Raw genomic sequence first — 11789 nt, forward strand, 5'->3', positions numbered from 1 at the left:
ACGCCATGAAGTCAGCGCTGGATCGTGCACTCGATATAGGCAACGATGGCCATCAACAGCGTGCCGGCCACCATCCAGGCAAAATTGGCGTAGCTCAGGGCCTTGTTAACGCTGCCCTGCGGGTCACCCGCCAGCATATTGATTGCACGCTGGGCCGCCACCAACATGGCACAACAACCGGCAATCAGCACCGCATTGGTGAACAGCACATAGACAGCATCCGAGGGTCGGGTAAAAAGCGTGGACACCAGCACCGAGAACATGACCAGTAGCATGATGAGCAGGCCTCTGGTCTCGGGCTGCCAAAAAAAGCAACGCCCTGTTCTGTCGAGACCGTTCTGAACCACTTCAAACAGCGGCAGGATAAAGAACGGCCAGAGCGCAGCGCGCATCACCGGCGTGATTTGCACCCCGGTTACCGCTTTGTAGGACGCCCAGTTGCGATATGACCAGTAGACCATGTATCCACCTGCCGTAAGCCCATACAGCAGCAGAAACTTGCTGACAGACACGACATAGAGATCGATTCGTTTGTCGTCACAAGACAATGTTGTCTTCGATAGCCTGTTGCCAGCCTCAGTAGCAGGGTTCATATCAAGTCCGTGCGTAAGTGTGAGGCCGCAGTACACACAATTTACCTGATACAAAAATGCAGTAAAAATCCCATAATTTTGTAAGAAAGACCTTCAGTCCTACTAGGCAGACACAAACACCCCCAGGGTGTAAAACATTCAAACCTTTTTGACAGCCCGCCAATAGCGCAGGTTAGAATCGATGGCACGCAGACTGCATGCCAGGCCTGCACCCTGTCTTTTGAGCTTTCTGGAGTACTGCCTTTGAATGCGACGACCATCAACAGCCTGTTCTTGATCGGCGCGTTGCTGGTAGGTGCAAGCATCCTGGTAAGTTCTCTGTCTTCGCGCCTTGGCATCCCGATACTCGTCATCATCCTTGCGGTAGGCATGACGGCGGGGGTCGATGGCGGCGGCATCATTTTTGACAACTACCCCACGGCCTATCTGGTGGGCAACCTTGCCCTGGCGGTGATTTTGCTCGATGGCGGCTTGCGCACCCGGGTTTCCAGTTTTCGCGTGGCGTTATGGCCCGCGTTATCGCTGGCCACGGTGGGGGTGATGATCACCACGGGGTTGACCGGCTTGATGGCCGCCTGGCTGTTCAATCTCAACTTGATCCAGGGCTTGCTGGTCGGCGCCATTGTCGGCTCCACCGATGCCGCCGCAGTGTTCTCGCTACTGGGCGGCAAGGGCCTGAACGAACGGGTTTCAGCCAGCCTCGAGATCGAGTCCGGCAGCAACGATCCTATGGCGGTGTTCCTCACCGTTACCCTGATCGACATGCTCGCCAGTGGCGAAACCGGCCTGCACTGGAGCCTGTTACTCAATTTGCTGAGTGAGTTTGCCATCGGCGGCACGGTCGGCCTGGCAGGTGGCTGGCTGATGCTGCAGATGGTCAACCGTATCAATCTGGCCAACGGCCTGTACCCGATTCTGGTGATCGCAGGCGGGCTGGTGGTGTTCTCCCTGACCAACGCCCTGCACGGCAGCGGCTTCCTCGCGGTCTACCTGTGCGGCCTGGTAATCGGCAACAGCCCGATCCGCAGCCGTCATGGCATTTTGCATATGCTCGACGGCATGGCCTGGCTGGCCCAGATCGGCATGTTCCTGGTGCTGGGCTTACTGGTCACGCCACACGATCTGCTGCCCATCGCCATTCCGGCCCTGGCACTGGCCCTGTGGATGATTCTGTTCGCCCGTCCGCTGTCGGTAATGGTGGGCCTGCTACCCTTCAAAGCCTTCCATGGACGCGAAAAAGCCTTTATCTCGTGGGTTGGCCTGCGTGGAGCGGTGCCGATCATTCTGGCCGTGTTTCCGTTGATGGCAGGGCTGCCCAATGCCCAGCTGTATTTCAACCTGGCGTTCTTTATCGTGCTGGTATCTCTTCTGGTGCAAGGTACCAGCCTGCCGTGGGTCGCCAAGCTGCTCAAGGTGACCGTGCCGCCTGATCTGGCCCCTGTATCCCGCTCAGCCCTTGAAGTCCATGTCACCAGCGAGTGGGAGCTCTTTGTTTATCGCCTCGACGCACAAAATTGGTGCATCGGTGCGGCCCTGCGTGAACTGAAAATGCCCGACGGCACTCGTATCGCAGCCCTGTTTCGCGATAAAAAACTGCTCCACCCGTCGGGTAGTACCACTCTTGAAGTGGGTGATCTGCTCTGCGTCATCGGCCACGAACACGACTTGCCTGCCTTGGGCAAACTGTTCAGCCAGCCTCCGAGCCGTGGCCTGGACTTGCGCTTCTTCGGCGACTTCGTGCTCGAAGGCGACGCTCAGCTGGGCGCTGTAGCCGCCTTGTACGGCCTGAAGCTGGACGGCATCGACCCGGACACCTCGCTGAGCAGCTTCATTGCCCACAAGGTCGGCGGCGCGCCGGTGGTCGGCGACCAGGTGGAGTGGAACAACACCATCTGGACGGTCGCGATGATGGAAGGGAACAAGATCGCCAAAGTGGGCGTCAGATTCCCCGAAGGAAGTACCCCGGGCCCGGGGCTGTTCCTCTAAACTCCAACTTTCTGACCTTTGTCTGACCGGTATCTATGCCAACTCTGCGCACGTTCATCGCAACCGTCCTGCTCGGCCTGAGCCTTTGTGTCGGCACACTCCAGGCTGCCGAGCCGCCTACCGCCGAAGCGGTGCAGCAAAGCCTGGACAAAATTGCCGAGCGCAAACTGCCGGACGCCGACCAAAAAACCCTGCAGGCGGTGCTCCAGCAGACCCTGACCCTGCTCGACAACAAGGCTGACTACGAACAACGCCTGAACGACGTCAAGCAACAGCTCAGCAACGCACCGCGCCAGACGAGCGAAAACCAGCGCGAACTGGCCCGGCTCAAGGCCAGCAAAGCCATACCCGTAGCCCAACGCTACAGCGACCTGTCCGTGCAGCAGCTGGAACAGCTACTGGCTGAACGCACCACGCAACAGGGCGAACTGCAAAAAGCCCTGGCTATCGCCAACAGCCAAAGCATTGCCGCGCAGACCCGTCCAGAACGGGCCCAGGCCGAAATCAGCAATAGCCAGACACGTATCCAGCAGATCAACAACATCCTGAAAACAGGGCGCGACAATGGCAAATTGCTCACCCCTGATCAACGCAACCAGCTCAATGCCGAAGCCGCCTCGCTCACCGCACTGATAGCTCTGCGCCGCCAGGAACTGGCTGGCAACAGCCTGCTGCAAGACCTCAGTGGCAGCCAGCACGACCTGCTGCTGGAAAAAACCACGCGCCAGGATCAGGAAATCCAGGATCTGCAAACCCTGATCAACCAGAAGCGCCTGGCCCAGTCGCAGCAGACCGTGACCGAACAATCCATCGAGGCAAAAAAATCTGGCAGCAGCAGCCTGCTGGCGACCGAAAGCGCGATCAACCTCAAGCTCTCCGACTACCTGTTGCGCAGCACCGACCGCCTTAACGAAGTCACCCAGCAAAACCTCGAAACCAAGCAACAACTGGACAACGTCACCCAGAGTGACCAGGCGCTGGATGAGCAAATCAACGTGCTCAAGGGCAGTTTGCTGCTGTCCAAGATTCTGTATAAACAAAAACAGGCTCTGCCGCGCCTGCAAAAAATGGACAAGAACCTGGCGGACGAAATCGCCGATATCCGTCTGTACCAGTTTGAAATCAACCAGCAGCGCGAGCTGATCAGCAACCCCACGACCTACGTCGATAACCTGCTATCAACCCAGCCCGCCGATCAGGTCACCCCGCAACTGCGCAAAACCTTGCTTGAACTGGTCAATACCCGCAGCGACCTGCTGGATCGCCTGAACCGCGAGTTAAGCTCGCTGCTCAACGAGTCGATCACCCTGCAACTGAACCAGAAGCAACTGCTGAGCACCGCCCAAAGCTTACGGGCGACGCTGGATGAGCAGATGTTCTGGATCCCCAGCAACAAGCCGCTGGATCTGGAGTGGCTGGAAACGGCCCCGCGCCAGCTGGAACAGCAAATCACCACCCTGCCCTGGGGCTCCAGCGTTACCGAGCTGGCAGAAGGCCTGGTGCAACGCCCACTGCTGTTCTTGCCGTTTTTGCTGGTGGTGGTAGCCCTGCTCTGGAAGCGCCGCTATCTCTACAGCAAATTGAACAAGATCCATCAGGACATCGGTCACTTCAAGCGTGACAGCCAATGGCACACGCCGCTGGCGATCCTGATCAATATCCTGCTGGCGATGCCGATTTCATTAGCGCTGGCCCTGTGCGGCTACGCCCTGCAAACCGATGCCCGGGGCATGAACGCCAATACGGGCGCTGCCCTTATCCAGATGGCCGAGGCCTGGCTGGTGTTCTACACCGCTTATCGGATTCTGGCCCCGGGTGGCGTGGCCGAACTGCATTTCCGCTGGGAAAAACCGCTGGTCGCGTTCCTGCAAAACTGGATTCGCAAACTCGGTTTTGTGGTGCTGGCCCTGGTGGCAGTGGTCGCCTTTGCCGAGCAGCAACCGGCAGCGCTGGCCGACGATGTACTGGGTATCCTCGTTGTGCTCAGTTGCTATGCGGCCATGGCCTGGCTGTTGTGCCGCCTGTTGCTCAACGACTTTGAAACAGCAACAAAAGCCTATCGCCTGCGCAAGCTGCTCGGTTTTGCCTTCGCCCTGCTGCCTCTGGCGCTGTTTGTGGCGGTGTGTTTTGGCTACTACTACACCGCGCTCAAGCTCAGCGACCGCCTGATCAACACCCTCTATCTGCTGATGCTCTGGCTGGTGGTCGAAGCGGCGTTTGTCCGTGGTCTGGCAGTGGCCGCACGGCGCCTGGCCTACCAGCGTGCACTAGCAAAACGCCAGGCCGCCAAGGAAGCAGGCGAAGGCAACGATACGATTATCGAAGAGCCGACCCTGGACATCGAACAGGTCAACCAACAGTCCCTGCGCCTGATCCGCCTGGCCCTGCTGGCAGGCTTTATCGGCATTCTATATTGGGTGTGGGCTGACTTGATCTCGGTTTTCTCCTACCTCGACAACATCACCCTGTACGAATACACCAGCGGCACCGGCGCCAACATGAGCATGGTGCCCATCAGTATCGGCGACGTAATCGGAGCGCTGGTCATCATCGGCATCAGCATCGCGCTGGCGCGCAACCTGCCCGGCCTGCTGGAGGTGCTGGTGCTGTCGCGCCTTGATCTGGGCCAGGGCAGTGCTTATGCCACTACGACCCTGCTGACCTACGTGATCATCGGTATCGGCTTTGTCTCCACCCTGTCGACACTGGGCGTGAGCTGGGACAAGTTGCAATGGCTGGTTGCGGCGCTGTCGGTAGGCCTGGGCTTCGGCATGCAGGAAATCTTCGCCAACTTTATTTCCGGGATCATGATCCTGTTCGAACGCCCGGTACGGATCGGCGACACCATTACCATCGGCAACCTGTCGGGCACTGTGAGCAAGATCCGCATCCGGGCCACCACCATCACCGACTTCGACCGCAAAGACATCATCGTCCCGAACAAGACATTTATTACCGGGCAACTGATCAACTGGTCGCTGACCGATACCATCACCCGCGTGACCCTCAAGCTGGGGGTCGATTACGGCTCCGACCTCGATCTGGTCAAACACCTGCTGCTCAAGGCCGCGCAAGAGAACCCGCGGGTGCTGAAAGATCCGGAGCCTCACGTGTACTTCCTCAACTTCGGCCAAAGCACCCTCGATCACGAACTGCGCATGCATGTGCGTGACCTGGGCGACCGCAACCCGGTGATCGACGAGGTCAACCGCTTTATCAACCGCGAGTTCAAAAACCACCACATCAACATCTCGTTCCAGCAGATGGAGGTGTACCTCAAGAACTTGCAGGGTCAGGAATACAAGCTGGTGCCCGTAGGGCCGGAAGTCCCGCCCGAGCCGACACCACCCGCGCAAAAGCCGCAGTTGGGCAAGCTCGACTGACTCAAGGCTGATACAACTTCTGTGGGAGCTGGCTTGCCTGCGATGCAGACAAATCGGTTTAACTGGCCAAGCCCGTGGATGCCATCGCGAGCAAGCCCGCTCCCACCCCTAAAAATGCTTACTGGAGACGGTCATTGAAAGCCCTCGACGAACTGACTTTTGATAACCGTTTCGCTCGGCTGGGTGACGCGCTTTCAACTCACGTGCTGCCCGAGCCCATCGACGCACCCCGCGTAGTGGTTGCCAGCAACGCCGCTATGGCGCTACTCGATCTCGACCCGGCTGTCGCCCAGGACCCGATGTTTGCCCAGCTGTTTGGCGGCCATACCCTGTGGGCCAACGCCGAGCCGCGGGCGATGGTTTATTCGGGTCATCAGTTCGGTTCCTACAACCCGCAACTGGGCGATGGCCGCGGGTTATTGCTGGGCGAGGTGTATAACGACGCAGGCGAACACTGGGACCTGCACCTCAAGGGCGCAGGAATGACCCCTTACTCGCGCATGGGTGATGGCCGCGCCGTACTGCGCTCCTCGATACGCGAGTTTCTCGCCAGCGAGGCCCTGCATGCACTGGGCATTCCCAGCAGCCGCGCCCTGTGCGTGATCGGCTCCGACACACCGGTGTGGCGCGAAACCCAGGAGCGCGCCGCCATGGTGCTGCGCCTGGCACCCAGCCATGTACGCTTCGGGCATTTCGAATACTTCTACTACACCAAGCGCCCCGAGCAACAAAAGCTACTGGCCGAGCATGTGCTGACGATGCACTTCCCCGAATGCCAGGAGCAACCCGAGCCCTATCTGGCCATGTTTCGCGAAATCGTCGAGCGCAACGCCGAACTGATCGCCAAGTGGCAGGCCTACGGCTTTTGCCACGGAGTGATGAACACCGACAACATGTCGATCCTGGGCATCACCTTCGACTTTGGTCCGTTCGCCTTCCTCGACGACTTTGACGCCAATTTCATCTGCAACCATTCCGACCATGAAGGCCGCTACTCCTTCAGCAACCAGGTACCGATCGGTCAATGGAACCTCAGCGCGCTGGCCCAGGCATTGACGCCGTTTATTAGCGTTGAAGCCTTGCGCGAAACCCTTGGGCTGTTTTTGCCGTTGTATCAGGCTCACTACCTGGACCTGATGCGCCGCAGGCTGGGCCTGACCAGCGCCGAAGAGGCTGATCAGCAATTGATCGAAGCACTGCTACAGAAGATGCAAGGCAGCAGTATCGACTACACCCTGTTTTTCCGTCGTTTGGGCGACGAACCCGCCGAGCAGGCCGTCGCCCGCCTGCGGGAAGAATTTGTCGACCTCAAGGGCTTTGACGACTGGGCCGCGCAGTACCTGGCCCGGGTTTCCCGTGAAGACATACAGGATGAAGATGCTCGCCGTGAACGCATGCACGCGGTCAACCCGTTGTATATCTTGCGCAACTATCTGGCACAAAAAGCCATCGATGCGGCGCAAGCCGGGGACTACAGCGAGGTGCAGCGCCTGCATGACGTGTTGACTCAGCCATTTACCGAGCAAGCTGGCATGCAAAGCTACGCCGAACGCCCGCCGGAATGGGGCAAGCATCTGGAAATCAGCTGTTCATCGTGATGTGAAGCCTCAGATAAACATATCCACAGGCACTTTGAAGTAATCCGCCAGCCAACGAATCTGCCGAACGTTGAGTTGGCGCTTGCCGCTGAGGATTTCGCTCACTACCGACTGGGTACCCACACCCGGCAAATCGCTCTGGGTCAGCCCGTGCTCCTGCATTACCGAGCGCAGTACATCTACACCACTGGCCTTGGGTATTGGTCGATGCTCAAGGTCATAGGCTTCAACCCAGTCACCAAGAATGTCCACCAGGCTCATCAAGGGATGGCTTTCATCGTCACCGATCAAGTCGGTCAACTGATCGAGGGCTGCGACCAGCTCATCGTAATCGGTTTCGGTTTTCGGTTTGCGCAGCAGGGGCGCCACGAACTTCCAGTGCTCTGCCGCTTGTGTGATCAAAGCGTTCATTGTGCTTACTCCTTCCATTTGCCCTTGTCATAGTCACGGTGATCCAGCACATGACGGATGTAGAGGCGCTGTACCCGGTAACGGACCACGGCAATCAGCCGCAGCTTGTTACCGCCTATGTTGAAAACGTGAAACGAACCGACCTTGTCGGCAGTCGGGAAAAACGCCCTTAACGCGGCAAAGTCCTGAGGGTTGAGGATCTTGATCTTGCGATACCACTCATCAAGTGCGCTGGCCGAATGCGGCCATTGGTCTTTCGCTTCCCAAATTCGTTTTGCTGTTATTAGTCGCATGCAATGTCCCTATCGCATCTTGCTATGAAGGCTAAACCCGGATCAGGATCATCGCAACTTGCGATATTTTGCGCCTGACCAGTGGCATAAAGCCCGAAGGGTTTTCACAGCCTAGATAGAGACCTGCGAATCGGTTTCGGCACATTGTGAGCAGATACGTCACGACGGGTGGCGGCCCGGGTGATCATCTGCTGAACTGCACGCCATCAATCTGCAGTCACTGCTGCAAACGGCGATAAAGACCCATTTTCAAGGAGTTCCCCTATGACCGAACCGCTGCTGATCCCCTGCCCCCATTGCAACGGTCTTAACCGAATCCCCAGCGATCGCCTGGGCGAACACCCCAAGTGCGGGCGCTGCAAAAATGAAGTGCTAAAGGCCAGACCCTTTGATTTGCAGCAAACCGACTACGCCAGCCAGATCAAAGGCGATCTGCCGTTATTGGTGGATGTGTGGGCCGAATGGTGCGGGCCGTGCAAAGCCTTTGCTCCGGTGTTTGAGCAGGCTGCCAGCCAACTGCTGGGCAAATGCCGTCTGGCCAAGCTCGACAGCGAGGCCAACCAACAACTGGCCGGGCAACTGGGCATTCGCTCGATCCCCAGCCTGATCCTGTTTAAAAACGGCCGAGAAGTTGCTCGCCAGAGCGGTGCGTTGCCTTTGCAGCAACTTAACGCCTGGCTGCGCAGCCAAGGAATCAGCGCTTAAGCGTTCTGATCCAGATAATCGTGCAACTCCACAAACTGCTGTGTCAGTTTGTGCCGGGGGTCGAAGTGGATCAAAGGCTGGCACGCCTGATGCGACTCGCGCATGCGCACGGAGCTGCTCAGGTACATCGGTAGCACCGGCAGCCCCTCGGCAATCAACTCATCGAGCATTTGCTGGGGCAGGCTGGCCCGCGCCTGGAACTGATTGACCACAATGCCTTCAATCAGCAGGTCTTCGTTGTGGTCTTCTCTCAGATCAGCGATCTCGGACAACAGACCGTACAGCGCCTGTCGGGAAAAACTGTCGCAATCAAACGGGATCAGTACACGATCACAGGCAATCAGTGCCGATACGGCGTAAAAGTTCAGTGCAGGCGGGGTATCGACGTAAATACGGTCGTAGTCTTCAGCCAACTCATCAAGCAACTTGCGCAGCTTGTTGATCTTATGTTTTGCCTCAAGCTTTGGCTGCAAATCGGCCAGTTCGCCGGTGGCGGTAATGACATGCAAGTTTTCGAAGGGCGTTTCGTAAATATCGACCCGATTCTTCTTCGAGCCGACCCCGGCTGACAAGCTGTGCTTGAAGAAATCGGCAATCCCCATCGGGATATCGTCGCCCGTCAGGCCGGTCAGGTATTGAGTGGAGTTGGCCTGGGCATCCAGATCCACCAACAATGTGCGATACCCCTCGCTGGCACTGACCGCAGCCAGGTTACACGCGATGCTGGACTTGCCCACACCGCCTTTCTGGTTAAACACCACGCGACGCATTTCAAAACCTCCGTGTACCAATGAGTACCCGAGTGTAGATGCCCTTTGCGCGGCTTAGCTACCTTGCAACGAAATGAACTACAGCCATTGGGCGCTTATCCACGAAAACTAATAAACGCCCCTCACACATAAATTGCATTGGTCCGATTTTTTTCAAATCACAGACAAAACATACTTCAAGTGTAAGCAAAATTTGCTACGAACCAACTGCACCGGGATAATGTCGCCATTCTGTATCAAGTGCGGCGTCGATCGGTGCCCGCTTTCGCATCAAGGAAGCCTGCAAAGGCGGGATGAAACTCCAGTGATCAATTTCAATATCGCCGCGTGGCGTGCCTGGGCTCCGGGCCTCGACAGCGTGGCCGATTGGCAGGCCTGGAGCCAGCGCCCCTGCGTACTTGCCGCCAGCAACTCAGCACCCGACGTGTCGTTTTTGCCCGCGATGCAACGCCGCCGCCTCAGTCGCCTTGCGCGCATGGCGTTCAGCGTCGGCTGGCCGCTAGCCGAAGGCCATGAAGCACTGCCACTGGTGTTTGCCTCGCGCCACGGCGAAACCCCGCGCACATTCGACATCCTCAGCGACCTGGCGGCCGAGCAGCCCCTGTCCCCTACCCAGTTCAGCCTCTCGGTGCATAACGCAGTCATTGGCCTGTGGTCGATCATGCGCGGTGAAACCAGCGAAATGACCGCCATCGCTGCTGCCGGGGATGGCCTGGAACACGGCCTGATCGAAGCCTGTGCCCTGCTCAACGAAGGCGCGCGCGCAGTGTTGCTGATCATCACCGAAGAGCAACCGCCACATGCCTACGCAAGCTGGATTGATGATGTGCCCTTTCCTTATGCCGTTGGCCTGCTGCTGACACCGGGTGAGCAATGGCATGTTACGCTCGCAACAGGACCTGCCGATACCGTAAAAGCCCCTTGGCCCCATGCCCTGAACCTGTTGCGCCATCTGCTCGATGAGCAGGCGTCATTCCAACACGCCTGGAAAAACCGCGTATGGAACTGGCAACGCAGACTGTGAGTAACCGTCGCGATGCTTATTTTTGGCGTTTGATCGCCACCGCCATCAGCTTTGCGCTGTTCGGCATGGGTTGCCTGTGCCTGCGGCTGGTGATTTTCCCGGTGCTGAGCTGGCTGCCGGGAGACGCCATTCGGCACCGCGAGCGCGCACGCGCAACCGTCAGCCGACTGTTCTGGCTGTTTATCCGCACGATGGCACGCATGGGTGTTTTAACCTACGAGGTGCAAGGCGCAGAACGGCTTGGCCGCCCCGGGCAGATGATCATCGCCAACCACCCGTCGCTTATCGATGTGGTTTTTTTGATCGGCCTGGTGAGAAACGCCAATTGCGTGGTCAAACAAAGCCTTTGGCAAAACCCGTTTACCCGCAGCCCCGTGCGTGCCACGCAGTACATCAGCAATGATGGCAGCGTGGACATGCTCGATAATGCTGCGCAGGCGTTGCAGCAAGGTCAGACCCTGATCGTTTTTCCGGAGGGCACCCGCACCCGGCCCGGCCAACCGCCGGCCTTTCATCGGGGTGCAGCAGCCATTGCCCTGCGGGGTGCGAAGATCCTCACCCCGGTGGTGATCAAGGTCAGCCCCACCACGCTGACCAAAGCCGAACCCTGGTATCGAATACCCGATCGACGCGTGCACTTCAGTTTTCGTGTAGGTGCCGATATAGATCCACACACGTTTGCCGCGCTTGGGCCGCCGCCCAAGGCCTCGCGCCTGCTCAATGACTTCGTGCATGACTACTTCATTAAGGAGCTCGCCACAGATGAGCGATCTGAAAAGCGACATTAAACAGCTGATCATCGATGCACTGGGCCTCGAGGACATCAGCATCAGCGACATTGGCGACGAGCAAACCCTGTTTGGCGATGGCCTGGGGCTGGATTCGGTCGACGCGCTTGAACTGGGCCTGGCGATTCAAAAAACCTACGGCATCAAAATAGACGCCGACGCCAAAGACACGCGCAATCACTTTTCCAACGTGGCCAGCCTTGCGGCTTTTGTCACCGCCAAACAGGCAGCCTGAGAC

11 protein-coding genes are annotated in these 11789 nt (G+C 58.1%); 7 read left to right on the top strand and 4 right to left on the bottom strand.

The window, feature by feature from the left end; translation table 11 throughout:
• Positions 1 to 11 precede the first annotated feature (11 nt).
• Entirely contained in the window at positions 12 to 461 is a 450-nt protein-coding gene (locus CJU81_RS01110) for a hypothetical protein (protein ID WP_254924742.1), read from the bottom strand.
• Between the two features lie 375 nt (positions 462 to 836).
• On the opposite strand from CJU81_RS01110, the gene CJU81_RS01115 reads away from it, so the two are divergent.
• From CJU81_RS01115 to selO, 3 genes are all read left to right on the top strand, one after another.
• Entirely contained in the window at positions 837 to 2579 is a 1743-nt protein-coding gene (locus CJU81_RS01115) for a potassium/proton antiporter (protein ID WP_095035173.1), read from the top strand.
• A 35-nt stretch (positions 2580 to 2614) separates the two neighbouring features.
• On the top strand, positions 2615 to 5962 hold the full coding sequence (gene mscK / locus CJU81_RS01120; protein ID WP_095035174.1) for a mechanosensitive channel MscK: 3348 nt from the start codon (positions 2615 to 2617) through the stop codon (positions 5960 to 5962).
• A 134-nt stretch (positions 5963 to 6096) separates the two neighbouring features.
• On the top strand, positions 6097 to 7560 hold the full coding sequence (selO, locus tag CJU81_RS01125) for a protein adenylyltransferase SelO (RefSeq protein ID WP_095035175.1): 1464 nt from the start codon (positions 6097 to 6099) through the stop codon (positions 7558 to 7560).
• A 9-nt stretch (positions 7561 to 7569) separates the two neighbouring features.
• Here the strand turns inward: selO and CJU81_RS01130 are convergent, their stop codons facing one another.
• Both CJU81_RS01130 and CJU81_RS01135 read right to left on the bottom strand, forming a co-directional pair.
• Entirely contained in the window at positions 7570 to 7971 is a 402-nt protein-coding gene (locus CJU81_RS01130; protein WP_095035176.1) for a helix-turn-helix domain-containing protein, read from the bottom strand.
• Positions 7972 to 7976: 5 nt separating this feature from the next.
• Positions 7977 to 8264, bottom strand: a complete 288-nt coding sequence (locus tag CJU81_RS01135) for a type II toxin-antitoxin system HigB family toxin (protein ID WP_095035177.1) — start codon at positions 8262 to 8264, stop codon at positions 7977 to 7979.
• Between the two features lie 264 nt (positions 8265 to 8528).
• Between CJU81_RS01135 and trxC the strand changes: the two genes are divergently transcribed.
• Positions 8529 to 8969 (top strand): thioredoxin TrxC, encoded by a 441-nt coding sequence (gene trxC, locus CJU81_RS01140; RefSeq protein WP_095035178.1) that lies wholly within the window; start codon positions 8529 to 8531, stop codon positions 8967 to 8969.
• On the opposite strand, the gene CJU81_RS01145 is transcribed toward trxC, so the two are convergent.
• Positions 8966 to 9739: a ParA family protein gene (locus tag CJU81_RS01145; RefSeq protein ID WP_095028032.1), complete on the bottom strand. Its 774-nt coding sequence runs from the start codon at positions 9737 to 9739 to the stop codon at positions 8966 to 8968. The genes trxC and CJU81_RS01145 overlap by 4 nt on opposite strands.
• A 304-nt stretch (positions 9740 to 10043) precedes the next feature.
• Between CJU81_RS01145 and CJU81_RS01150 the strand changes: the two genes are divergently transcribed.
• The 3 genes from CJU81_RS01150 to CJU81_RS01160 are packed head-to-tail and all read left to right on the top strand — an operon-like array spanning position 10044 to position 11786.
• Complete coding sequence (locus CJU81_RS01150) at positions 10044 to 10763, top strand: beta-ketoacyl synthase chain length factor (protein WP_095035179.1); 720 nt, start codon at positions 10044 to 10046, stop codon at positions 10761 to 10763.
• Positions 10739 to 11551, top strand: a complete 813-nt coding sequence (locus CJU81_RS01155; protein ID WP_095035180.1) for a lysophospholipid acyltransferase family protein — start codon at positions 10739 to 10741, stop codon at positions 11549 to 11551. The genes CJU81_RS01150 and CJU81_RS01155 overlap by 25 nt, the downstream gene beginning before the upstream one ends.
• The gene (locus tag CJU81_RS01160; RefSeq protein ID WP_095035181.1) at positions 11526 to 11786 is read left to right on the top strand and encodes a phosphopantetheine-binding protein; all 261 of its coding nucleotides are present in this window, start codon (positions 11526 to 11528) and stop codon (positions 11784 to 11786) included. Before CJU81_RS01155 ends, CJU81_RS01160 begins: the two co-directional genes overlap by 26 nt.
• Positions 11787 to 11789 lie beyond the last annotated feature (3 nt).

The organism is Pseudomonas fragi, from assembly GCF_002269505.1.
Lineage (GTDB): Bacteria > Pseudomonadota > Gammaproteobacteria > Pseudomonadales > Pseudomonadaceae > Aquipseudomonas > Aquipseudomonas fragi_D.